The sequence below is a fragment of the Maritimibacter sp. 55A14 genome (assembly GCF_003122205.1).
Lineage (GTDB): Bacteria > Pseudomonadota > Alphaproteobacteria > Rhodobacterales > Rhodobacteraceae > QEYE01.
Genome location: NZ_QEYE01000010.1, coordinates 130,169 through 152,194, shown reverse-complemented (window position 1 = coordinate 152,194; position 22,026 = coordinate 130,169). Strand labels below are relative to the sequence as shown.

27 protein-coding genes are annotated in these 22,026 nt (G+C 66.4%); 10 read left to right on the top strand and 17 right to left on the bottom strand.

From position 1 onward, the window contains the following. Window positions 1–16 precede the first annotated feature (16 nt). The 6 genes from DDZ14_RS10690 (at window position 17) to DDZ14_RS10665 (ending at window position 4,054) form a co-directional block, all read left to right on the top strand. Window positions 17–469, top strand: coding sequence for an SH3 domain-containing protein (locus tag DDZ14_RS10690; protein WP_158275504.1), 453 nt, complete (start codon window positions 17–19; stop codon window positions 467–469). A gap of 44 nt (window positions 470–513) precedes the next feature. Then, window positions 514–1,347, top strand: a complete 834-nt coding sequence (locus DDZ14_RS10685) for an SDR family oxidoreductase (protein WP_109424947.1) — start codon at window positions 514–516, stop codon at window positions 1,345–1,347. A 77-nt stretch (window positions 1,348–1,424) separates the two neighbouring features. After that, on the top strand, window positions 1,425–1,631 hold the full coding sequence (locus DDZ14_RS10680; protein WP_109424946.1) for a twin transmembrane helix small protein: 207 nt from the start codon (window positions 1,425–1,427) through the stop codon (window positions 1,629–1,631). A 3-nt stretch (window positions 1,632–1,634) separates the two neighbouring features. Next, complete coding sequence (locus tag DDZ14_RS10675) at window positions 1,635–2,207, top strand: cob(I)yrinic acid a,c-diamide adenosyltransferase (protein ID WP_109424945.1); 573 nt, start codon at window positions 1,635–1,637, stop codon at window positions 2,205–2,207. A gap of 159 nt (window positions 2,208–2,366) precedes the next feature. Continuing rightward, window positions 2,367–3,128: an electron transfer flavoprotein subunit beta/FixA family protein gene (locus DDZ14_RS10670; protein WP_109424944.1), complete on the top strand. Its 762-nt coding sequence runs from the start codon at window positions 2,367–2,369 to the stop codon at window positions 3,126–3,128. After that, window positions 3,128–4,054, top strand: coding sequence for an electron transfer flavoprotein subunit alpha/FixB family protein (locus DDZ14_RS10665; protein WP_109424943.1), 927 nt, complete (start codon window positions 3,128–3,130; stop codon window positions 4,052–4,054). The genes DDZ14_RS10670 and DDZ14_RS10665 overlap by 1 nt, the downstream gene beginning before the upstream one ends. A gap of 63 nt (window positions 4,055–4,117) precedes the next feature. On the opposite strand, the gene DDZ14_RS10660 is transcribed toward DDZ14_RS10665, so the two are convergent. After that, on the bottom strand, window positions 4,118–4,939 hold the full coding sequence (locus DDZ14_RS10660) for a DUF6473 family protein (RefSeq protein ID WP_109424942.1): 822 nt from the start codon (window positions 4,937–4,939) through the stop codon (window positions 4,118–4,120). Window positions 4,940–5,106: 167 nt separating this feature from the next. Between DDZ14_RS10660 and DDZ14_RS10655 the strand changes: the two genes are divergently transcribed. Further along, window positions 5,107–5,982 (top strand): 3-hydroxybutyryl-CoA dehydrogenase, encoded by an 876-nt coding sequence (locus DDZ14_RS10655; protein ID WP_109424941.1) that lies wholly within the window; start codon window positions 5,107–5,109, stop codon window positions 5,980–5,982. Between the two features lie 87 nt (window positions 5,983–6,069). Here the strand turns inward: DDZ14_RS10655 and DDZ14_RS10650 are convergent, their stop codons facing one another. Genes DDZ14_RS10650 through DDZ14_RS10620 form a run of 7 tightly spaced genes read right to left on the bottom strand, consistent with a single transcriptional unit; the run spans window position 6,070 to window position 11,446 of the window. Further along, window positions 6,070–6,972, bottom strand: a complete 903-nt coding sequence (locus DDZ14_RS10650; protein ID WP_369914852.1) for a lysophospholipid acyltransferase family protein — start codon at window positions 6,970–6,972, stop codon at window positions 6,070–6,072. Window positions 6,973–6,983: 11 nt separating this feature from the next. Continuing rightward, entirely contained in the window at window positions 6,984–7,259 is a 276-nt protein-coding gene (locus tag DDZ14_RS10645) for an HPr family phosphocarrier protein (RefSeq protein ID WP_109424940.1), read from the bottom strand. Window positions 7,260–7,262: 3 nt separating this feature from the next. Further along, entirely contained in the window at window positions 7,263–7,655 is a 393-nt protein-coding gene (locus tag DDZ14_RS10640; protein WP_109424939.1) for a PTS sugar transporter subunit IIA, read from the bottom strand. Then, window positions 7,652–8,584 carry an RNase adapter RapZ gene (rapZ, locus tag DDZ14_RS10635; protein ID WP_109424938.1) on the bottom strand — a complete coding sequence of 311 codons (933 nt, stop codon included), beginning with the start codon at window positions 8,582–8,584 and terminating at the stop codon, window positions 7,652–7,654. The genes DDZ14_RS10640 and rapZ overlap by 4 nt, the downstream gene beginning before the upstream one ends. A gap of 2 nt (window positions 8,585–8,586) precedes the next feature. Continuing rightward, complete coding sequence (locus tag DDZ14_RS10630) at window positions 8,587–9,018, bottom strand: HPr kinase/phosphorylase (RefSeq protein WP_233252545.1); 432 nt, start codon at window positions 9,016–9,018, stop codon at window positions 8,587–8,589. After that, entirely contained in the window at window positions 9,015–10,748 is a 1,734-nt protein-coding gene (locus tag DDZ14_RS10625; protein WP_109424937.1) for a sensor histidine kinase, read from the bottom strand. Before DDZ14_RS10625 ends, DDZ14_RS10630 begins: the two co-directional genes overlap by 4 nt. Further along, window positions 10,745–11,446 carry a response regulator transcription factor gene (locus tag DDZ14_RS10620; RefSeq protein WP_109424936.1) on the bottom strand — a complete coding sequence of 234 codons (702 nt, stop codon included), beginning with the start codon at window positions 11,444–11,446 and terminating at the stop codon, window positions 10,745–10,747. The genes DDZ14_RS10625 and DDZ14_RS10620 overlap by 4 nt, the downstream gene beginning before the upstream one ends. Before the next feature lie 334 nt (window positions 11,447–11,780). On the opposite strand from DDZ14_RS10620, the gene DDZ14_RS10615 reads away from it, so the two are divergent. Further along, window positions 11,781–13,379 carry a phosphoenolpyruvate carboxykinase gene (locus DDZ14_RS10615; RefSeq protein WP_109424935.1) on the top strand — a complete coding sequence of 533 codons (1,599 nt, stop codon included), beginning with the start codon at window positions 11,781–11,783 and terminating at the stop codon, window positions 13,377–13,379. Window positions 13,380–13,460: 81 nt separating this feature from the next. Here the strand turns inward: DDZ14_RS10615 and DDZ14_RS10610 are convergent, their stop codons facing one another. Beyond that, window positions 13,461–14,222: a sulfite exporter TauE/SafE family protein gene (locus DDZ14_RS10610; RefSeq protein ID WP_109424934.1), complete on the bottom strand. Its 762-nt coding sequence runs from the start codon at window positions 14,220–14,222 to the stop codon at window positions 13,461–13,463. A 151-nt stretch (window positions 14,223–14,373) separates the two neighbouring features. Here DDZ14_RS10610 and DDZ14_RS10605 point away from each other — a divergent pair, with 151 nt between their 5' ends. Together DDZ14_RS10605 and DDZ14_RS10600 are read left to right on the top strand one after the other, a co-directional pair. Continuing rightward, complete coding sequence (locus DDZ14_RS10605; protein WP_109424933.1) at window positions 14,374–16,074, top strand: acyl-CoA dehydrogenase family protein; 1,701 nt, start codon at window positions 14,374–14,376, stop codon at window positions 16,072–16,074. Window positions 16,075–16,107: 33 nt separating this feature from the next. Then, the gene (locus tag DDZ14_RS10600; protein WP_369914849.1) at window positions 16,108–16,512 is read left to right on the top strand and encodes an META domain-containing protein; all 405 of its coding nucleotides are present in this window, start codon (window positions 16,108–16,110) and stop codon (window positions 16,510–16,512) included. A 112-nt stretch (window positions 16,513–16,624) separates the two neighbouring features. On the opposite strand, the gene DDZ14_RS10595 is transcribed toward DDZ14_RS10600, so the two are convergent. From DDZ14_RS10595 to DDZ14_RS10560, 8 genes are all read right to left on the bottom strand, one after another. Next, the gene (locus tag DDZ14_RS10595) at window positions 16,625–17,290 is read right to left on the bottom strand and encodes a DNA-3-methyladenine glycosylase I (RefSeq protein WP_109424932.1); all 666 of its coding nucleotides are present in this window, start codon (window positions 17,288–17,290) and stop codon (window positions 16,625–16,627) included. Then, entirely contained in the window at window positions 17,287–18,027 is a 741-nt protein-coding gene (gene recO / locus DDZ14_RS10590) for a DNA repair protein RecO (RefSeq protein WP_109424931.1), read from the bottom strand. The genes DDZ14_RS10595 and recO overlap by 4 nt, the downstream gene beginning before the upstream one ends. A 10-nt stretch (window positions 18,028–18,037) precedes the next feature. After that, the gene (locus tag DDZ14_RS10585; RefSeq protein ID WP_109424930.1) at window positions 18,038–18,370 is read right to left on the bottom strand and encodes a DUF1491 family protein; all 333 of its coding nucleotides are present in this window, start codon (window positions 18,368–18,370) and stop codon (window positions 18,038–18,040) included. A gap of 96 nt (window positions 18,371–18,466) precedes the next feature. Beyond that, window positions 18,467–19,384, bottom strand: a complete 918-nt coding sequence (gene era, locus DDZ14_RS10580; RefSeq protein ID WP_109424929.1) for a GTPase Era — start codon at window positions 19,382–19,384, stop codon at window positions 18,467–18,469. Next, a complete protein-coding gene (gene rnc / locus DDZ14_RS10575) occupies window positions 19,377–20,066 on the bottom strand; it encodes a ribonuclease III (protein ID WP_109424928.1) in 690 nt (229 codons plus the stop codon). The genes era and rnc overlap by 8 nt, the downstream gene beginning before the upstream one ends. Further along, window positions 20,063–20,854 carry a signal peptidase I gene (gene lepB, locus DDZ14_RS10570; RefSeq protein ID WP_109424972.1) on the bottom strand — a complete coding sequence of 264 codons (792 nt, stop codon included), beginning with the start codon at window positions 20,852–20,854 and terminating at the stop codon, window positions 20,063–20,065. Before lepB ends, rnc begins: the two co-directional genes overlap by 4 nt. Window positions 20,855–20,911: 57 nt before the next feature. After that, on the bottom strand, window positions 20,912–21,334 hold the full coding sequence (gene acpS / locus DDZ14_RS10565) for a holo-ACP synthase (RefSeq protein ID WP_109424927.1): 423 nt from the start codon (window positions 21,332–21,334) through the stop codon (window positions 20,912–20,914). After that, window positions 21,331–22,023, bottom strand: a complete 693-nt coding sequence (locus tag DDZ14_RS10560; RefSeq protein ID WP_109424926.1) for a hypothetical protein — start codon at window positions 22,021–22,023, stop codon at window positions 21,331–21,333. The genes acpS and DDZ14_RS10560 overlap by 4 nt, the downstream gene beginning before the upstream one ends. Window positions 22,024–22,026 lie beyond the last annotated feature (3 nt).

Below are 22,026 nucleotides of genomic sequence, written 5' to 3'. Positions count from 1 at the left end.
AGGAAGCCTCGCCACCGTGTCGCGTTTCGTAGTCGTCAGTACGATCTTCATGGGATGGGCCTTTTATGAGCTCAGCGGCGGCGCGGATTTCGACCCGGCGCTCAACCGCGCGGTGCGCAAGGCCGAGACCACGCCGGAGGCCGTGCCGCCGCCGCGCCCGCGCCCGGCGCGCGCACTCTCCGACCCCGTCCCGGAACCTGTCGCCGCGCCGGTGCCCCGCCCCGCCGCGGAGACCCAAGGCGCCGCACCGCCGACCGCTGCCGAACCCGCCGATCTGCGGCGGGTCTCGGCCAGCAATGTCAATCTGCGCGCCGGTCCGGGCACCGGCCACGCGGTCGTCGCACGGCTTGACGAGGGCGCCGCCGCCGAGGTGATGGAGATCGACGAACGCGGCTGGGCCCATATCCGGCTGGCCGAAACCGGGCAGGAAGGCTATGTCGCGGCCCGGTTTCTGACCGGAAGCGAATAGGCACGAAAGAAATCAAGGACATCACCCCATCGAAAGGCACGCGCATGGCTGACAAGACCATCCTGATCACCGGCTGTTCGTCGGGCATCGGACGGAACGCCGCCCAAGGCTTGCAAGAGCGCGGCTGGCGTGTCTTCGCGACCTGCCGGAAGGAAGCCGATTGCGAACGGCTGCGCGACGAGGGGCTGGAAAGCTTTCGGCTCGACTACGAGGACCCCGAGAGCATCGCCAAAGGCGCCGAGGAGGCGCTGACACGCTGCGACGGACGGCTCGACGCGCTTTTCAACAACGGCGCCTATGCAGTGCCCGGCGCGACCGAGGATCTGCCCACCGACGCGCTGCGCGCGATCTTCGAGGCAAATTTCTTCGGCTGGCACGAACTGACCCGCCGCGTGATCCCGGCGATGCGCGCGCAGGGCTCGGGCCGGATCGTGCAATGCTCCTCGGTCCTGGGCTTCTCGGCGCTGAAATGGCGCGGCGCCTATGTCTCGACCAAGTACGCGCTCGAGGGGCTGACCGATGCGCTGCGGCTGGAAATGGCCGAAACCGGCATCCGGGTGATCCTGATCGAGCCCGGCCCGGTGACATCGAAGATCCGCCAGAACTCGCGGCCGCATTTCGAGAAGTGGATCGACTGGGCGAACTCCGCCCGCGCCGAGCAATACCGCGAGACGCTGCTCCGGCGGCTCTACAAGGACAAGTCGAAGAAGGACAGTTTCGAGTTGCCACCCGAAGCGGTGACGAAGAAACTGGTCCATGCGCTGGAACATCCGCGCCCGCAGCCGCGCTATTACGTGACGACGCCGACCTATTTCGTCGGCACGCTGCGTCGCGTGCTGCCGACCCGCGCAATGGACTGGGTTCTGGCGAAAAGCTGACCCGGCCGCCGGATTTCGCATTCGCTTTTCCGGCGCATTCCGCTACATGGCAGCCCAGAGCCGAAAGGGAGGCCCGCATGGCCAACGACCCGCTTTTCTATGTCGTCGCAGGCGCCGTCCTGCTGGTGCTCGTCATCCTGATGATCGGGATCGGCGGTTTCGCCAAGGGCGGCGATTTCAACCGCAAGCACGCCAACCGTCTGATGCGCTACCGCATCATTGCGCAGGCCGTGGCGATCGTGCTTATCATCGGTTTCGTGCTGATCCGCCGCATGGGAGGCTGACCGATGGTGGTGCTCAACAAGATCTACACCAAGACCGGTGACCACGGCGAGACGGCGCTGGGCAACGGCGCGCGCGTGGCCAAGCATTCCATGCGGGTGACGGCCTATGGCACCGTGGACGAGGCCAACGCGGTGGTGGGGCTTGCGCGGCTCCATGCCGGGGGTGAGTTGGACGAGCAACTTGCGCGCATCCAGAACGACCTTTTCGACCTGGGCGCCGATCTCTGCCGCCCCGACATGGAAAAGGACGCCGAGGCGGAATATCCGCCGCTGCGCATGAGCGCGGGCCAGGTCGCCCGGCTGGAGGCCGAGATCGACGCCATGAACCGGCAATTGGAGCCCTTGCGCAGCTTCATCCTGCCCGGCGGCACCGCGCTGGCGGGCTATCTGCACCAGTGCCGCACGGTCGCGCGCCGCGCCGAGCGGCTGGCGGTGGAACTGGCGACGGTGGAATCGGTCAACCCGGATGCGGTGAAGTACCTCAACCGCCTGTCTGACTGGTTCTTCGTCGCAGCGCGCATGGCAAACGATTGCGGACGGGCCGACGTGCTCTGGGTTCCGGGCGCGAACCGATAAGTCCACTATCGGCTACGGATTTGCGAAGAACGCGACGTGAGAAGCCCCCGGCGCGTCGATTTTGCCCTGTTTTCCGGCTGGCGATTTCAGTAAACGGGACCGAGTTATCACAGGACGGCCCCGCCCGTGCGGGGCGCTCATCCAAGGGAGAGACGCGGAATGAAGGTGATTGTACCTGTCAAGCGCGTGATTGACTACAACGTGAAGGTCCGCGTGAAGGCGGACGGATCGGGCGTCGATCTCGCCAACGTCAAGATGTCGATGAACCCGTTCGACGAGATCGCGGTGGAAGAGGCGATCCGACTGAAGGAGGCCGGCAAGGCCGAGGAGGTCATCGCGGTGTCGATCGGCGTGAAGCAGTCGCAGGAAACGCTGCGCACGGCGCTGGCGATGGGCGCGGACCGCGCGATCCTGATCGTGGCTAGCGAAGACGTGCACCAGGATATCGAGCCGCTGGCCGTGGCCAAGCTGCTCAAGGCGGTGATCGACGAGGAACAGCCGGGACTGGTGCTCTGCGGCAAGCAGGCGATCGACAACGACATGAACGCCACCGGCCAGATGCTGGCCGCGCTCCTGGGCTGGAGCCAGGCGATGTACGCCAACAAGATCGAGATCGAGGACGACCATGCCGTGGTCACGCGCGAGGTCGATGGCGGCCTGCAGACCATCAAGGTCAAGATGCCCGCGATCATTTCGGCCGACCTGCGCCTCAACGAGCCGCGCTATGCCTCGCTTCCCAACATCATGAAGGCCAAGAAAAAGCCGCTCGACGAGAAGACGCCGGCCGATCTGGGCGTCGATGCCGCACCGCGGCTGGAGATCGTCAAGACCTCCGAACCCGAGGCCCGCAAGGCCGGTGAAATCGTCGGTTCGGTCGACGAGCTCATCACGAAACTCAAAGACGAAGCGGGGGTGATCTGATGGCCGTTCTTCTTCTTGCCGAAGTGACCGATGGCGAACTCTCCGTCGACGCGACCGCCAAGACCGTGACCGCCGCCAAGGCGCTTGGCGATGTCACGGTGCTGTGCGCCGGGGCGCATGCCGCCGATGCCGCGCAGGCCGCCGCCAAGATCGAGGGCGTGGCCAAGGTGCTCTGCGCCGAGCATGACCTCTACGGTCACCGCCTGGCCGAGCCGGTCTCCGCCCTGATCGCCGATCTGGCCGCCGATTACGACCACGTCGTCGCGCCGGCCACCACCGACGCCAAGAACATTCTGCCCCGCGTCGCGGCTCTGCTGGACGTGATGGTGATCACCGACGTCTCCGGCATCGTGGACGCCGACACGTTCGAGCGGCCGATCTATGCCGGCAACGCGATCCAGACGGTGAAGTCCTCGGACGCCAAGAAGGTCGTGTCGATCCGCACCTCGACCTTCGAGGCCGCCGGCACGGGCGGCTCGGCCAGCGTCGAAACGATCGGCGCCGGGTCCGATCCCGCGCTCAGCGAATGGGTCGCCGACAAGGTTGCCGAAAGCGACCGTCCCGAACTGACCTCTGCCAAGATCGTCGTGTCTGGCGGCCGCGGCGTGGGCTCGCAGGAGAGCTTCAACATCATCGAGGCGCTGGCCGACAAGCTGGGCGCCGCGGTGGGCGCCAGCCGCGCCGCCGTCGATTCGGGCTTCGCGCCGAACGACTGGCAGGTGGGGCAGACCGGCAAGGTCGTGGCCCCGGATCTCTACATCGCCTGCGGCATCTCCGGCGCGATCCAGCACCTGGCCGGGATGAAGGACAGCAAGGTGATCGTGGCGATCAACAAGGACGAGGAAGCGCCGATCTTCCAGGTCGCCGATTATGGCCTGGTCGCGGACCTCTTCGACGCGGTGCCGGAGCTGACCGGAAAGCTCTGAACCACACCGGAATCCGGTATCAGGGACGGGCCCGCCTGGCGACAGGCGGGCCTTTCTCATGGCTCAGACCGCCAGCGCGCGCAGCGGCCCGATCAGCGCCTTCGCCGCGGCCTCGTGCAGGGCGGGCGGCATCATCCCCTGCGCGGCGCTCTCCTCCAGCCGGTCGAAGACCATGCCGTGCAGGCGCGCCGCGCCTTCCGGCACGCAGACCCGGCACTCCACCACCTGCGACACGTCCGGGCGCAGCCTGTCGATCATCGCGCCGGTCACGAAAAGCGGCTCCGGGCCCAGCGGAAGGTCCGTCTCCGGTGCCGGGCGTTCGGCAAGGTTGAGCAGGATTGTCCGCGACGGGATGCCGCGCAGGAGCTGCCGCATTCGCGCCAGCCAGGCCGACTGCACTTCCTCGACCACCGCCGGAAAGGCCTCCGGTGCATGGTCGCGCAGCCCCGTGAGCAGGTGCCGCGTGAAGTTGAAATCGGTGAAATCGAGGCCTGGAAAGAGCGCCTTGAGTGCCGCCGAGGCGCGGATGAAGCGGTCGTTGCGGCGCGGATGAACCGAATAGAACCGGTTGGACAGATTATGCGCCCCCATGACCGCGATCACCGTCACGCGGGCCCGCGCGCAGACCTCGCGCAGGGCGCTGTCGCCCAGAAACAGGTCCACCCCGGCATTGAGACAGCCGAAATTCGCACAGGCCAGGCCCAACGAGGCCTCGACCTGCGCCGGATAGGGCCTGGCGATGAACTTGCCGTAGGTTTCCGTCGAGCCCAGAAAGGCGCAATAGGGACCGGAGAGATCCGGTTGCGGTCCGCGAAAGCGCAGCCGCGAGTTTTCAAGCCGAAACGGGACATAGTCGATCCCGCTTCTTCCGAAGCGTTCAAACATGGTTCCACCCACTCTGTTTTCCGTCTACCCGGAAGCGAGAGTCGCGCAGAGCCGTTGCCAAACTTCTAAAGGGTGAATTTGACGCAATTTCTCCGCGTCCTTCGGACTTGAACCCGGCGGCCACCCGTCTCTATTGTGCTGCAAGTCAGCGCGCCTCGGAGGGCATCATGGAGATCAGCAAGGTCGGCATCGTCGGAGCGGGGCAGATGGGCAACGGGATCGCCCATGTCTTCGCGGTTGCGGGCTATGACGTGCTGATGCACGACATCGCGCAGGAGAATCTCGACAAGGCGCTGGCGCTCATCGAGCACAATCTCGGGCGTCAGGTGGAGCGCGGTAAACTGACCGAGGCCGACAAGGACGCGGCGCTGGCGCGGATCTCGACCACCACGACCCTGTCTGAGATCGGGCCGAGCGACCTGATCATCGAATCCGCGACCGAGCGCGAATCGGTCAAGACCGCGATTTTCGAGGATCTGGTTCCCCATCTGACACCCGACACGATCCTGACCTCCAACACCTCGTCGATCTCGATCACCCGGTTGGCCAGCCGCACCGACCGGCCCGAACGCTTCATGGGGTTCCATTTCATGAACCCGGTGCCGGTGATGCAGCTTGTGGAACTGATCCGCGGCATCGCCACGGACGAGCCCACCTACAAGACGCTGGAGGCCGTGGTCGAGAAACTCGGCAAGACCTCCGCCTCATCGGAGGATTTCCCGGCCTTCATCGTCAACCGCATCCTGATGCCGATGATCAACGAGGCGGTCTATACGCTCTATGAAGGGGTCGGGTCCGTCTCCTCCATCGACGCGTCGATGAAGCTGGGCGCCAACCATCCGATGGGTCCGCTGGAACTGGCCGATTTCATCGGGCTCGATACCTGCCTCGCGATCATGAACGTGCTGCATGACGGGCTGGCGGACACCAAGTACCGCCCCTGCCCGCTGTTGACGAAATATGTCGAGGCCGGCTGGCTGGGCCGCAAGACGCAGCGCGGCTTCTACGACTACCGCGGCGAGACGCCGGTGCCCACGCGCTGAGGCGGCGGGGCGTTTTCGGGGGCGCTGCCCCCCGGCCCCTGCGGGGCCTCACCCCGGAGTATTTCGGGAAAGATGAAGGCGGCGCGGTCAGCCGCCGGTTTCTCGCAAGCCGAGCGTATGCTCGCGCAGATGCGCCATGAAGCCGCGCGGATTGCCCTGCCAGGCCTTCACCGAGTCGCGGTCGAGAGCCTCGCCGATCACGGGTTTTTGCGGCTTTTTCATCGCATGGACGATCTCGTGCAGCAGCAGGCCCTGGCGGACGGTCAGCGACAGCTTGTTGGCGATCTGGAACCAGCGGCTGTTCTGGCCGGGAAAGAAGATCGGCACGATCTTCGCGTCGCTCTTGAGGATCATCTTGGCGGTGAAGGGCAGCCAATCGGGCTCCACCGCGTCGTCGAACCAGCCCGGCGAGGTGGCAACCTGGCCGGCCGGGAAGAGGATGATGACCCCGCCATCGGCGAGGTGCTCCATCGCCCGCTTGCGCATCTCGATATTCATGCGCACCGCGTCGGGTTCGTGCGGGAAGCTCACCGGCAGCATGTGATACTGAATCTCGGGCACATTGGTCAGCAGCGAGCGGGTGAGGATCTTGAAGTCCTGGCGCACCGTTCCCACCAGTTCGGCCAGGATCATGCCATCCACCAGACCGTGGGGGTGGTTGGCGACGACGACGACCGGCCCGGTCTCGGGGATGCGGCGGATCTGCTCCTGAGGGGTCAGAAGCTCGATCTCCAGCAGGTCGATCGCCTTGCGCCAGAAGCTCTGCCCCGGCTTGCGGCCCGTACGCTCGAACTTGCGCACCAGGCTGAGCAGGGTGATCTTGCCGGTCAGCCATTCGATCACCCGGATCGCGTTCGCCTTCAGCGGGTTGGTGAAGGTGCCGGCATAGGACAGGTTGCGGCCGTCATAGGGCTCGTAACCGGCGGCTTCCATCGCCGGGTCCGGCACGTTCCGGGAAATCTCGGAGTTCTGTTCGACGCGCATGGCCATCCGGCTTGAGGTCAGAGGTCTTCCCCGAAGCAACCCGCGACCAGGTTCTCCAGCGCGTCGGCCAGGGCGCTGGCCTCGGGTCCTTCGGTTTGCACCTCAATATAGGTTCCCTTGGACGCTGCCAACATCAAAAGCCCCATGATCGAGTCACCCGAGGCTGACAGGCCGTCCCGGAACACCTCGGCCCTGGCATCGAATTTCTCCACCGTCTCGACCAGCTTCGCGGAGGCCCGCGCATGCAAACCTTTCTCGTTCACGATCTTAAACCTGCGCGCCTCGGCCGCCATGTCCTAACCCGTCATCCCGTCGAAACTGTTTATATATTTGCGCCCAGCCTCCATCGCGCTGGCCACGGCTTCCGGCACGCCGAGATGGCGGGACTTGGCGAGCTTGATCAGCATCGGCAGGTTGGCGCCATAGAGGATCTTGCGGTCCTCGGGCCGGCAGGCGCGCAGCGACAGGTTGGAAGGCGAGCCGCCGAACATGTCGGTGACCACGATCACGCCGTCGCCGCTGTCCACGGCGTCGGCGGCAGCGCAGATCTCTTCCTGTTTGAGGGCGCGGTCATGTTCCTCCTCGATCGAGATCGCGGTGATCCCGGGCTGGCGGCCTACGACATGTTCCACCGCTGAGAGATATTCCCGCGCCAAGCCCCCATGCGCAACGATGACAATCCCTATCACGCGCCGTCACCCAGTCCTCTCTGCTGCGCGCCCCCCGCACGCCGTTCCAGTTCCCGGTGCCTTATAGACACCTGCCACCCTTTCTGTGCAAGGCCCTTGGCCAGTTTTTCCGTCACGGCAACCGACCGGTGCTGGCCGCCGGTGCAGCCGAAAGCGACCGTCAGATGCGACTTGCCCTCCTCGCGGAAGGCGGGCAGCAGGAAAACCAGCAGCTCGAGCGTCTGTGCGCAAAACGGTTCCAGCCGCGGATCGGTCGCGACATGGGCCACCACCGCGGCGTCCAGGCCGGTCATCGGACGCAGGTCCGGTTCCCAATGCGGGTTCTTCAGGAAGCGGCAGTCGAAGACCATGTCGGCCCCGCGCGGCACGCCGCGCTTGTAGGAGAAGGACTGCGCCGATATCGCCAGGCGCTGCGCGTCGCCGCCGCCGAACCAGCGCGCGATCTCGGCGCGCAGCGCCTGCGGCGTCAACTCGGACGTGTCGATCAGCAGATCGGCCCGCGCCCGCACCGGGGCGAGGATGTCGAACTCCCGCTCGATCCCGTCGCGTGGCGATTCCGAGGGCGCGAGCGGGTGGCGGCGGCGGGTCTCGGAATAGCGCTGCACGATCACGTCGGCCGTGCAGTCGAGATAGAGAAGCTGCGCCGACACCGCCGGATCGCGTTCCAGCGCGCCCATCGCCGCGACCACGCCGGCGGAGGAGAAGTCACGGTTGCGCACATCCACGCCCAGGGCCAGCGGCCGGCCGAGCGGTGGCCCCGAGAGCAGGCGCGGCAGGAAGGAGAGCGGCAGGTTGTCGATGCTCTCGTAACCGAGATCCTCGAGCGCGCGGATCGCGCTCGTCCGGCCGCCGCCGGAGGGGCCGGTCACCAGCACGATCTCCTGCGCCTCGGCCGGCCCGCCCGGATATGTGTCGGGCCCTTCGCCCATTTTCAATCGCTCCTTCCGCCGAGAAGATACTGACGGATTGCCGCTGCTAGATGTGGGGCATCGCGGCCGTGGATCAACTCCAGCTCGACCCCGAGGATGGTGCGGCGCCGGGGCGGCGGCAAGCGGTGATCCTCGGTCCGGTCCAGATCGACGGCCAGGCAGAGCGGCGCGGCGGCCACCGGCTCGGCGCGCAGCAGCCCGACGCCGCGCGCCTCGATCAACCCGCGGATCGCGGCGGGCGCGCGGGCCACGGCCACGCCGTCGCGCAGGGCGATCTCGGTCCGGTCGTCGGAAATCAGACGGGCGCCCAGTGCCATCAGTTCCAGCGCAAGGCCCGATTTGCCGGACCCCGCCGCGCCGAAGATCAGCGCCCCGCGCCCGTCCAACGCCACCGCGCTGGCATGGAGAATCAGCGGCGCCGGTCCCGCGCTCACACCGGAAGGCCCACCACGAAGCGCGCGCCCAGTGGTTCGGAGGTCGGGTCGGCGTCGGTCGGGCGGATATTCTCGGCCCAGATCACGCCGCCATGCGCTTCGACGATCTGCTTGGAGATCGACAGGCCCAGTCCGGAATTGTTGCCGAACTGCTGCTGCGGGCGTTCCGAATAGAAACGCTTGAAGATCTTGCCCAGCGCGTTGTCGGGAATGCCGGGGCCAGTATCCTCGACCACCACGAGCACGCGGTTCTCGCGCCGGCGCACCCAGATGCGCACCGCGTCGCCCTCCTCGCAGAAGGAGACCGCGTTGGTCAGCAGGTTCACGAAAACCTGCGCCAGCCGCCCCTCCAGGCCCTGGATCGGCACCGGGCGGTCGGGCAGGTCGGCGATGAACTCCACCCCCGACTTGCGGGCCTCGTTGGCGTGGTGGCTGGCCAGAGAGCGGATCAGCCGGATCAGATCGAAGCTCTCCATCTCCTCCTTGACGAGATCGGCGTCGAGCCGCGAGGCGGCGGAGATATCCGTGACCAGACGGTCCAGCCGCCGCACGTCATGCTCGATCACATCGAGCAACCGGCCGCGCTGCACGTCGTTCTTGGCCACCCGCAGCGTGTCGACGGCAGACCGCAGCGACGAGAGCGGGTTCTTCAGCTCATGGCTGACATCGGCGGCGAACTGGTCGTTCGCCTCGATCCGGTCATAGAGCGCACGCACCATGCCGCGCAGCGCGTTGGAGAGCCTCCCGATCTCGTCCGGGCGGGCCGACAGATCGGGGATGCGCACACGGTTCGGGCTCATCTTTCGGGCGTTCTTGTCGCGGCCCAGCTCGGCCGCCGCGGCCAGGTCGCTCAGCGGATTGGCGATGGTCGAGGCCAGCACCAGCGAAAGCCCCACGGAGACCAGGATCGCGATGACGAACATCTGGAGCACCTGCTCGCGCTCCTGCCGCACAAGATGGTCGATCTCGCCGGCGATGGTCGTCAGCGCCACGGCCCCCACCACGCGGTCACCCTGCAGAATCGGCGAGGCGACGCTGAAAACGCTGTTGCCTTGCGCATCACGCTGGCTCTGCACCAGGGTGAACCCTCCAAGCGCCTCGGCGACCAGGTCACGGGCCATCTCCTCGCCGCTGACCTCGGCGCCCGGCACCGCGTTGCCCGCGAAGACCTTGGACATCAGTTCCCAGACCGAATTGAGGAAATCGGTTATGACCGTGCTCTGCGGCTCCGCCCCGCGGCGCACCAGTTCCTCGTCCACATTGCTGCGCGGCAGGCCGACCGAGCTGGAGACGAGCGTCTGGTTGGTGTCGTAGACGAAGACATCGGCGCCTTCGGGCAGTTGCAGGCCTGCCAGCGTTTCCTCCGGCGAGATCCCGTCGGCCACCGCCATGGAGACCGGGCCGACCCTGGGAAGCTGTGCCTCGAACACATCGGCGATCAGGCGCGCCTCGCGCACCAGGGCCTGTTCGCGCTGGAGCACCAGGTTGTCGCGGAAGGGATTGAGATAGAGCACGCCGGTGACAAGCACCACCAGCGCCAGGAGGTTGAATACGACGATCTTGCGAGCCAGGGGCGAGCGGTTCAGCGAGACGAGGCTGCGCTGCTCGCGCCGCTCCCGCATCTCCTGTTCGATACCGTCGGCATTACCCTCCCAGTCTTCGCCGAGAACGATCTCGGCATCGTCCGGTTTTTCCGCCCGTTCCATTTCGATGCGGGCCGCCGCTGTCATTCCTCGTTGTACCTGTAGCCGATCCCGTAGAGCGTCTCGATCGCCGAGAAGTCGGGATCGGCCGTGCGCATCTTCTTGCGCAGGCGCTTGATATGGCTGTCGATCGTGCGGTCATCGACATAGACCTGATCGTCATAGGCCACGTCCATGAGCTGATCGCGGCTCTTGACGAAACCGGGACGCTGCGCCAGCGCCTGCAGCAGCAGGAACTCCGTCACGGTAAGCGTCACGTTGTTGCCCTTCCAGGTCACGGTGTGGCGCAGCGGGTCCATCACCAGATCGCCGCGCACGATGGCCTTGCTTTCCTCCGGCTCCGGACCGTCATCACTGGCGATCGCCTCCTGCCGACGCAGGAGCGCGCGGATACGTTCCACCAGAAGCCGCTGCGAAAAGGGTTTGCGCACGTAATCGTCCGCCCCCATCCGCAAGCCCAGAACCTCGTCAATCTCGTCATCCTTGGAGGTCAGGAAAATCACCGGCATCGTGGTCTTCTGGCGCAGACGCTGAAGCAGGTCCATCCCGTCCATCCGGGGCATCTTGATGTCCAGCACCGCCATGTCGGGAAGCCCGCGCGAAAACGCCTCCAGCGCCGACTGGCCGTCGTTATAGGTCTGTACGTCGAATCCCTCCGCCTCCAGGGTCATCGAGACGGACGTCAGGATGTTCCTGTCGTCGTCGACCAATGCAATCGTGGCCATGATTTTTTCCTTATATTGCTCGATGCACTATTTTTTCGGATATTTTCCGTCTTCCGGCACCAATAATCAACACGCAAGTTGCGAATCATGGGGTGACCACGGCACCAAACAAGGCGAAAACCCGTAACGTATGACTAATTTGCCGCAGGCATGGTGCAAAAATATGGCGTTCTTGTGGAAAACCGTCCTGTTTTCCTTCCCGACCGACATGCTATAGGGACTTCGTTCCCAAATTTTCGGAACGACACAGAGAGAGCGACGCGGAATGGCCCTCCGCGTCAGGACGACAAACGTAGTGCCGATGCCCGCGGCGCCGGCCCACAGGAGCTTGCAGATGATCAAAGGACGCGTGAATCCAACCAACACGTTGGAGGATCAGGGCATATCCGAGCTTGGAAATGTCTATTACAACCTGATCGAATCCGATCTTGTCGAGGAAGCGCTCAAGCGCGGCGAAGGCCATCTGGGACAGGGCGGGTCGCTGCTCGTGACCACCGGCAAACACACCGGCCGCTCACCGAAGGACAAGTTCGTGGTCCGCACCCCGGATGTGAAGGACACGATCTGGTGGGAAAACAACAAGCCGATGGACCCGGATGCGTTCGACCGGCTGCACCGCGACATGCTGCGCCATATGAAGGGCCGCGACTACTTCGTGCAGGACCTCTATGCAGGGGCCGATCCCGAACAGCGCCTCGACGTGCGGCTGATCAACGAACTGGCCTGGCACGGACTCTTCATCCGCCACATGCTGCGTCGCCCGGACCGTTCCGAGCTCGACGGCTTCGCGCCCGAATTCACGATCATCAACTGCCCTTCCTTCACCGCGGACCCGAACGAACACGGCTGCCGCACCGGCACCGTGATCGCGATGAATTTCGCCAAGAACCTGATCCTGATCGGCGGCACCGCCTATGCCGGCGAGAACAAGAAATCGGTCTTCTCGCTGCTCAACTACATCCTGCCGGGCAAGGGTCTGATGCCGATGCACTGCTCGGCCAATCACACCACCGGCGATCCGTCGGGCGCGGCGGTCTTCTTCGGACTTTCGGGCACCGGCAAGACGACGCTTTCGGCCGATCCCGCCCGCACGCTGATCGGCGATGACGAGCATGGCTGGTCCGACAACGGCATCTTCAACTTCGAGGGCGGCTGCTACGCCAAGACGATCAGCCTCGACCCCGAAGCGGAGCCGGAGATCTACGCGACGCTGACCAAGTTCGGCACGGTGATCGAGAACATGGTCTATGACGAGGACACCAAGGATCTCGACTTCGAGGATGACAGCCTCACGGCCAACATGCGCTGCGCCTATCCGCTGCACTACATCTCCAACGCCTCGGAAACCTCCGTCGCGGGGCATCCGCGCAATGTCGTGATGCTGACCTGCGACGCCTATGGCGTGCTGCCGCCGATCGCGCGGCTATCGCCGGCGCAGGCGATGTATCACTTCCTTTCCGGCTTCACCTCCAAGACACCGGGCACCGAGATCGGCGTGACCGAGCCGATCCCGACATTCTCCACCTGTTTCGGCGCGCCCTTCATGCCGCGGCGGCCCGAGGTCTACGGCAACCTGCTGCGCGACAAGATCGCCCGTCACGGCGCGACCTGCTGGCTGGTCAACACCGGCTGGACCGGCGGCGCCTTCGGTACCGGCTCGCGGATGCCGATCAAGGCCACCCGCGCGCTGCTGAGCGCCGCGCTCGACGGCTCGCTCAACGATGCCGAATTCCGCAAGGACCCGAATTTCGGCTTCGAGGTGCCCGTGGACGTGCCGGGCGTGGCGGAAGTGTTGCTCGATCCGCGCCGCACCTGGGACGACGGCGAGGCTTATGACCGGCAGGCCGCCAAGCTGGTGCAGATGTTTGCCGACAACTTCGAACAGTATGTGCCCTATATAGATGAGGACGTGAAAGCGGCGGCCATCGGCTGACCCGCGCCCGGTTGGCAGAACCCGATCACCATCACCGATGCCCCGGCCCCCGCGCCGGGGCATTTTCGTTTGGCGCCACCCTCAAACGCCGGTCAGCGCCCGGCGGATCAGGTTCAGCCCGGCCAGCATCAGCACCACCAGCGTCGCCCGGCGGAAGGTCTTCTGCGCGATGCGGTCCTGCACCGCGAATCCGCCCCAGAGGCCCAGGAAGGCCGGCAGGATCAGCAGCGCCGAGAAGGGCAATGTGTCGGCGTTCAGCACGCCCGAACGCAGATGCGCCACAACCAGCAGGATCGAGCCGGCCAGGTAGCAGACACCCTGCACCCGCACATGTTCGCGCTTCGGCAGGTCGAGCGAGACCAGGAAGGCGATGATCGGCGGCCCCCAGACCCCCGAGAGCCCGCCGAAGAACCCCGCGACCAGCCCGGTCGCGACCTCGGCCCGGCGCCGGTGGCCGGGCCGGAAGCGGATCTGCCAGCCCAGAAGCTGCGTCACTGCAAAGGCCGTCATCGGCACGCCCAGGCAGGCCAGCAGCACCGCCTGCGGCAGGACCACGACCAGTTGCGCGCTCAGCAATATGACGCCCATGAGGATCAGGTTGAGCCGCCAGTAACCGCGGAACGCCGCCCAGGCCGGGGCGACCCCGTCGCGGAAGGTCTGCGCCAGGTTAGTGGCCAGCGTCGGCAGGATCAGCCCGGCCAGCGCGATCTCGGGGCTCAGGAAGGACGCCATGCCGCTGATCATGATCATCGGCATCGCGAATCCCACGGCGCCTTTCACGAAGCCGCCCGCGACGGTGATCGCCGCGGCCGCCAGCAGCGCCAATGTCCCGATATCCACCATCCCGCCGCCCGAATTCCCCGTTTTCGGTCTTGACGCGGCATGACGCCGCGACACATCCGTGCGCAGGCGGGCAATCTGCCGTAGTATTGTTGCGCTGCACCTGCAAAGTCTCTATACGCAATGCAGCATTTCCGGGACCAGAGGATCAGATATGCCGCATGATGGACAGGACAACCAGATGAGCGCCACAATCACAAGCGATATGATCCTCCTTCCCGATCTTCTGAAGCTGACCGGCGACGCCGTGAAGCCCGCCGCCGATATCCTCGCGCTGGCGACCGAACGGCTGCGCGCCGAGGTGACCGAGGGAGGCCGCCTCTCCGCCGCGAAGCTGGAGGCGCATCAGACTGCGGCGCACGGTCTGGCCTGGCTCGCAACCTATGTCGAGAGCCTGCGCCAGATGCAGGGCTGGGCCGAGAGGCTGCAGACCGAAGGCGGCTTCGGCGAGTTGGAACAGCTCCTCCACCAGATCGCCTTTGGCGAGTATCTCTGGCAGATCTATGGCGGCATTCCGATGAGCCAGGGCGAGATCGTGCGCCTTCAGGACATCGGCCTCAGCCAGGAGGACCAGCGCGGCCTGATGACCGACGCGGTCGTGACCCTGACCGCCGCGGGCAACACCGCCGCGGCCCGTGGGCGGCTGGCGCAACTCATCGAGGAACGCCAGGGCGTTGCGACCTTCGGCGCCAGCGGACTCGATGACGAGCTTGAGATGATCCGCGACCAGTTCCGCCGCTATGCCGAGGAACGCGTCGTCCCCCATGCCCATGAATGGCATCTCAGGGACGAGTTGATCCCGATGGAGATCATCGAGGAACTGGCGGAAATGGGCGTGTTCGGCCTGACCATACCGGAGGAATTCGGCGGCTTCGGCCTGTCCAAGGCCTCTATGGTCGTCGTCTCCGAGGAACTCAGCCGCGGCTATATCGGCGTCGGCAGCCTGGGCACGCGGTCCGAGATTGCGGCGGAGCTGATCCTGTGCGGCGGCACCGACGCGCAGAAGGCCAAGTGGCTGCCGCGCCTGGCCTCCGGCGAGACGTTGCCGACTGCCGTTTTCACCGAGCCCAATACCGGCTCCGACCTGGGCAGCCTGCGCACCCGCGCGGTGAAGGACGGCGCGGATTACACGATCACCGGCAACAAGACCTGGATCACCCACGCCGCGCGCACCCATGTCATGACGCTCCTGGCGCGTACCGACCCCGAGAGCACGGATTACCGTGGGCTGAGCATGTTCCTGGCCGAAAAGGAACCGGGCACCGACGCCGATCCCTTCCCCAGCCCTGGCATGACCGGCGGCGAGATCGAGGTGCTGGGTTATCGCGGCATGAAGGAATACGAGCTGGCCTTCGACGGGTTCCGGGTGGCGGGCGAGACCCTGCTGGGCGGTGTGGAAGGCCAGGGGTTCAAACAGCTCATGCAGACCTTCGAGTCCGCCCGCATCCAGACCGCCGCGCGGGCTATTGGCGTCGCGCAATCGGCACTGGAGACGGGGCTGCAATATGCGCTGGAGCGCAGGCAGTTCGGCAAGCCGCTCATCGCCTTCCCGCGCGTCGCCGGCAAGCTGGCCATGATGGCGGTGGAGATTATGGTGGCCCGGCAACTCACCTATTTCTCGGCGCGCGAAAAGGACGCCGACCGGCGCTGTGACCTGGAGGCCGGCATGGCCAAGCTCCTGGGCGCCCGCGTCGCCTGGGCGGCGGCGGACAACGCGCTGCAGATCCACGGCGGCAACGGATTCGCGCTGGAATACCAGATCAGCCGCATCCTCTGCGACTCGCGCATCCTCAACATCTTCGAGGGTGCCGCGGAAATTCAGGCGCAAGTGATTGCCCGGCGCTTGCTGGGCTAGACGGTCTGCAGCCGCCGTGGCAGGCTCCGCGCCATGATGCTGCGTTTCGCCTTGCCGCTGCTGCTGGGGCTGTCCTTCTGCGACCGGGACGAGACCGTGTCGGGCTATGCCGGGACGGACCAGGGCTGGATCCTGGCCGAGATCGACGGCACCGCCTTTCCCGCCCGCGCGACGCTGCACTTCCCCGAGGAAGGCCGGATCGCGGGCGAGGCGCCCTGCAACAGCTACAGCGGCACCCAGGCCGTGCCCTATCCCTGGTTCGAGGCAAGCGCGATCGCAGCGACGAAGCGCGCCTGCCCCGCGCTCGATGCCGAGGCCGCGTACTTCGAGGCGTTGGGGGAAATGACGCTCGCCGAAGTGTCCGGGCGCTTGCTGATCCTGTCCAACGACGAAGGCCGGATGATGGTGTTTCGCCGTGCCGACCAGTCGGCCAACTAGTCCCCAGACTCAAAACCCGAACCTAAGTGGTGACGATGGCCCGTGCGGTGATTCTCAAATTCGCCGCCGAGCCGCTTGATGGCCAGATGTTGCGGATCGGACGGCGGCCGATCTAGTCCGGCACCGCCATCGCCAGCGTCCGGCTGACCCTGGCATAGCTTTCGCCGCTCTCCGCCACCCAGGCGTCAAAGGCCGATTGCGCGGCGCGCTGCGCTGTCTTGGACGTGGCCGCGCCGTCGATCACGCCGGCCATGTTCAGCCCGGCCACGACCGATTTCGACAGAATGAAATTGTCATAGCCCGCCATGCGCAGCGCATATTGCCCGGTGGTGCCGCCCAGCCGCGCGCCGCGCGTCTTCAGCAGGTCGAAGAGCCCGATCGTGTCGCTCTGCGGCCAGGCGCCCAGATAGGCTGCGGCGGAGCCATGCGCGCGGGCCAGGTCGCACAGGAAGACCGCGTTGTCGCGCACCGTCAGGATTTTCTGCGCATTGCGCACGATGGCGCGGTTCTTCAGATGCGCGTCGAGATCGTCGTCGGACATCAACGCGTTGCGCCCCGGATCGAAGCCGTGGAAGGCGGCCTCGAACCCCGGCCACTTCGTCTCGATCACGGTCCAGCTGAAACCCGCGTTGAAGACGCAGCGGGTGAAGATCGCAAGCAACCTGTCGTCGGACTGCGCGGCCAATGGGGTCTCGGGCGGCGGCGGCAGCGCCGCAGCCAGCGCGGCGGCACCCTTGCGGGCCACGGCCATCTCGCGGATCTCGGCAAAGCTCTTCATCGGTTTCCTCCGGGCGGATCGCGCGCCAGCCGGTCCACCAGGCGCCCGCGTGCACCGGGAAGCGGCCGGTCGCCCAGCGCCGGCGCGAGCCAGCTTTCCAGAAAATGCCCGGTCAGCGCGAATCCGGCCAGCAGATTTTGCCGGCTGCCCGATCCACCGCCGGCCAGTTCCGGCGGCAGCGGCAGCAGGCGTTCCTGCCATTCTCCCGCACCCGCACGGCTGACCGCACGGCCAGTGCGCGGTGAGACATAGGCCAGGCCCTCGGTCGCGCCGGTCACTGCGCAGCAGGAGAGATCGAGCCCGAAGCCCATCTCCTCCAGCAGGCGCATCTCCCAGCGCAGGTAATCGAGCGGCCAGTCGCGGCCCGCGCCCAGCGCGTCGAGCAGCGCAACCGAGCGGCGGTAGAGGTCCGGATGCGGTTCGCGTTCGGGCAGGGTGAAGTCGAGCAGCGCGCAGACCGCGCTGAGCCCCGCCAGCGCGCGCCGGTCGCCCAGCACCGCGCCGGCGCGGGATTTCACCGGCTCCACCCGGTAGCTGCCCAGGTGATCCTCCAGCCGGGCGCGCCATTCCAGCGCGAGCTGCGCGCCGGGTTGCAGGAGTGGCGCCAGCCGGCGGGACATGGCGCCGCGCACGACGCCGGCGTGGCGGCCGTGGCGTTCGGTGAAGACCTCGATGATCGCGGCGGTCTCGCCATGCTTGCGCAGGCTCAGAAGCACGCCTTCGTCGCGCCATTCCATGGCCGCGACGCTAGTCCGCCAGCCCCGGCTCGTCCAGCAGATGCCGCCCGGCGCGGTCTTCCAGTTCGATGACCCAGAGATCCGGGTCGAAGCCCTTCTGGCGCGCAAGTGCCGCGTCCACCTCGGCTTCCGGCCCCTCGGCCAGCACCACCCAGGCGCGGTCGCCGGTCGCCAGATCGAAGCTGCGCTGATAGGCGCGAGCCCGCCCGTCCAGCGTGTTGAGCTTGACCAGCACGGCGCCGGCGGTGGCATCGCCGTGCTGCGTCACGAAGGCGGGAATGCCGGCAAGCCCCAGCCGGGCGAGATAGGCGCGCACCCAGAAATCTGCGGTCAGCCTGGCCAATCGGTCCTCCCTTTCCTGCCGCCGGGGCGTCTTTGGCGCGGGCGGGAGCCTCCGGCGGGGATACTTGAAGCAAGAAGAAGACGGGCGCGCCGCGGATCAGGCCCCGTCACCGAAATCGAGACCCATCTCGCTGTAGCGTTCGGCCTCCTCCAGCCAGCCGGGGCGCACTTTCACCTGCAGGAAGAGATGCACCTTGCGGCCCAGAAATTCCGCCAGTTCCTCCCGCGCGGCCTTGGAGACCGCCTTGATCGTCTCGCCCTTGTGCCCCAGCAGGATGCCCTTGTGGCCGTCGCGGGCGACATAGACCACCTGGTCGATGCGCACTGAACCGTCCTTGCGATCCTCCCAGGCTTCGGTTTCCACCGTCAACTGATAGGGCAGTTCCTGATGCAGCCGGAGCGTCAGCTTCTCGCGCGTGATCTCGGCGGCGATCATGCGCATCGGCAGATCGGCGATCTGGTCCTCGGGGTAGAGCCAGGGGCCCTCGGGCAGCGCCTCCGCCAGCCAGGCGCGCAGGTCGCCGACCCCATGCCCCCTCTCGGCGGAGATCATGAAGGTCTGCGCGAAGGGGAAGCGGGCATTCATCTCCTTGGCGAGCGCCAGCAGCGCGGGCGCCTTCACGCGGTCGATCTTGTTGATGGCCAGCACCACCGTCGCCCGCTGACCGCGCTCGGCCAGACCGTCGAGGATGCGCGCAACGCCCTCGGTCAGGCCGCGATGCGCCTCCACCAGGAGGACCACGATATCGGCATCGGCGGCGCCCCCCCAGGCGGCCGCCACCATCGCCCGGTCGAGCCGGCGGCGGGGCGCGAAGAGGCCGGGCGTGTCCACGAAGACGAGCTGGCTGGCGCCTTCCATCGCAACGCCGCGGATGCGTGCGCGGGTGGTCTGCACCTTGTGGGTGACGATCGAGACCTTGGCGCCCACCATCCGGTTGAGGAGCGTGGACTTGCCGGCATTGGGCTCCCCGATCAGGGCGATGAAGCCCGCGCGGGTCAGTTTTGGGTCAGCCATTTTCCGCCTCCACCCGATCGAGCAGCGCCCGCGCCGCCGCTTGCTGCGCCTGGCGCTTCGACGGCGCCTCGGCGCGCGCGGCTTCGCCGCTGTCGAGCCGCGCCTCGATGGTGAAATGCGGCGCGTGGTCCGGGCCGCTGCGGCCGAGTTCCACATAGTCCGGCGGGTTCAGGCCGCGCGCCTGGGCCCATTCCTGAAGCGCCGTCTTGGCGTCGCGCGCGTCGGCTTCCACCTGCGCGATACGGGCGCCCCAGAGCCGCAGCACCGCGTCGCGGGCGGCCTCGAACCCGGCATCGAGATAGACCGCGGCGATCACCGCCTCCAGCGCGTCGGCGAGCAGCGCGTCCTTGCGCCGGCCGCCCGACATCATTTCCGACCGGCCGAGCTTGAGCACCGCGCCAAGATCCAGTGCCTTGGCCACGTCGGCGCAGGTTTCCTTGCGCACCAGCGCGTTGAAGCGCGGCGCGAGAAGCCCTTCGGGCGCAGCGGGGTCGTGGTCTAGCAGCGCCTGTGCCATGACCAGCCCGAGCACCCGGTCGCCCAGAAACTCCAGCCGCTGGTTGTCGGGCCGTGCGGGCGTGGAGAGCGAGGAATGCGTCACTGCCTCGACCAGCAGGTCGGGCCGGCGGAAGTCGTGCCCGATGCGGCCCGCGAAGGCCCGGAGCTCTGCCGACAGCTTCAATCTATCCTCTTGAAATAGCGGTCGCTGCGCCAGGTCCAGAAGGCCAGCATCGAGGAGCCGGCCGAGGAGAAGGTCACCCGGTCGGCCCGGCCGATCAGGTTCTCGAAGGGCACGAAGCCGACCCCGCCGACGCTGCGCGCAAAACGGCTGTCCTGGCTGTTGTCGCGGTTGTCGCCCATGAAGAAATAGTTGCCCTGCGGCACCTCGAAGACCGGGGTCGTATCGCCGAACCTGTCATCGGTGATGTTCAGGATCGCGTGTGTGCTGCCATCGGGAAAGGTCTCGATGAAGCGGCTCTTCGTACACTCCGCGCCGAGGCCGACCGGGCCGTTCTCGCAGCGCGGCAGATGGCCCATCGGCCCCTGCTGGCGGAAGGTCTCGGTGAAGGTGCCGGCGGGTTCCTGCGGGATGCGCTGCCCGTTGATATAGAGCACGCCCTCCTGCATCTGCACACGGTCGCCGGGCAGCCCCACGAGCCGCTTGATGAAATCGGTCCCGTTCACCGGGTGGCGGAACACGATCACGTCGCCGCGCTCGGGCTCGGAGCCGAGGATGCGGCCCGAGAACGGGCAGATGGAGAACGGGCAGGAATGGCGCGAATAGCCATAGGCCATTTTGTTTACGAAGAGGAAATCGCCGATCAGCAGCGTGTCCTTCATCGAGCCCGAGGGTATCCAGAAGGGCTGGAAGAAGAGCGTGCGGATCACGCCGGCAAGCAGCAGCGCGTAGACGATCGTCTTGAACGTCTCGAACAGCCCGCCCTCGGACGCAGTCTTCTTGCTTGCCATCATCGGTCCCGCCTCATTTCCGCATTCCGCGCTACATGAGCGCTGCTTGCCGGGGTGTCAAGCGCGCGCGCCGGGCGTACCGGGATGCGGACGCGCCTCGATCACCACGAAGGCCTGCGCCCAGGGGTGATCGTCGGTCAGGGTGACATGGACGATCGCCTCGCAACCCTCCGGCGTCATCTCGGCCAGCTTGTCGGCCGCCCAGCCGGTCAGGTGCATCACCGGCTGTCCGGAGGAAAGGTTGCTGACCCCCATGTCCTTCCAGGCGATGCCCATCCTGAGCCCGGTGCCGAGCGCCTTGGAACAGGCCTCCTTGGCCGCCCAACGCTTGGCATAGGTGCCGGCGGTGTCGGCGCGGCGTTCGGCCTTGGCCTGTTCGGTATCGGTGAAGACGCGGTTGCGGAAACGGTCGCCATGGCGCTCCAGCACGCCGGCGATCCGGTCGATGTTGCACAGATCGGTGCCGATGCCGAGGATCATTCCTGCGCCGCCGGTTCGTCTGTCGGGTCCGATCCGAAGACCCTGTCCCGCAATCCGATCACCCAGGTTAGCATACTGGTGCCCTTGCCCGTCCAATCGACTTCAGCAACTGACACTCCTGCATCACGGGCGGCCTCCCACGCCTTGCGGGGCGACGCCCTCACTGCGGCCCACAGCGCATCGCTGTCTGGCAGATCCTCTCGGATCATTTCCTTGCAGTCGAACGCCGCCTCGGCGTTCTGCCGTGCAATTTCGGGATCATTCTCCGCTGCGATAGCGGCCTCCAGCCCCACCATGTCGCGCGCTGTGTCGCATGCATCCTTCACATCGAGCGCCAAAGCCCCTGCGATGACGCCAACCCCGATGAAGGGAATCGCTTCGCCGGCCGCCGATCCTATGCTACGCGCCGCGCCTCGTTGCAGGCGGCGCGTCACACGGCGCCGGGTCTTTCGCACCATCTGGCGCCCGACCTTCTGCCGACTCAAGTTCGCCGAAACCTGCCGGATCGCCGGTGTCACGATCCCCGCCGAGTTCAAGACGCCGGCCGCGGCGATGTAGAGTCCCTGAAACGCTAACAGGGCGATGTTTAGCGCTACGGATGCGACAATCAGCAGCGACACGAGAAACAGCCACCCGCGACGCACGACCCGAAACGGCAAGATCACGACACGCCAGATGACCCGCAACATCCG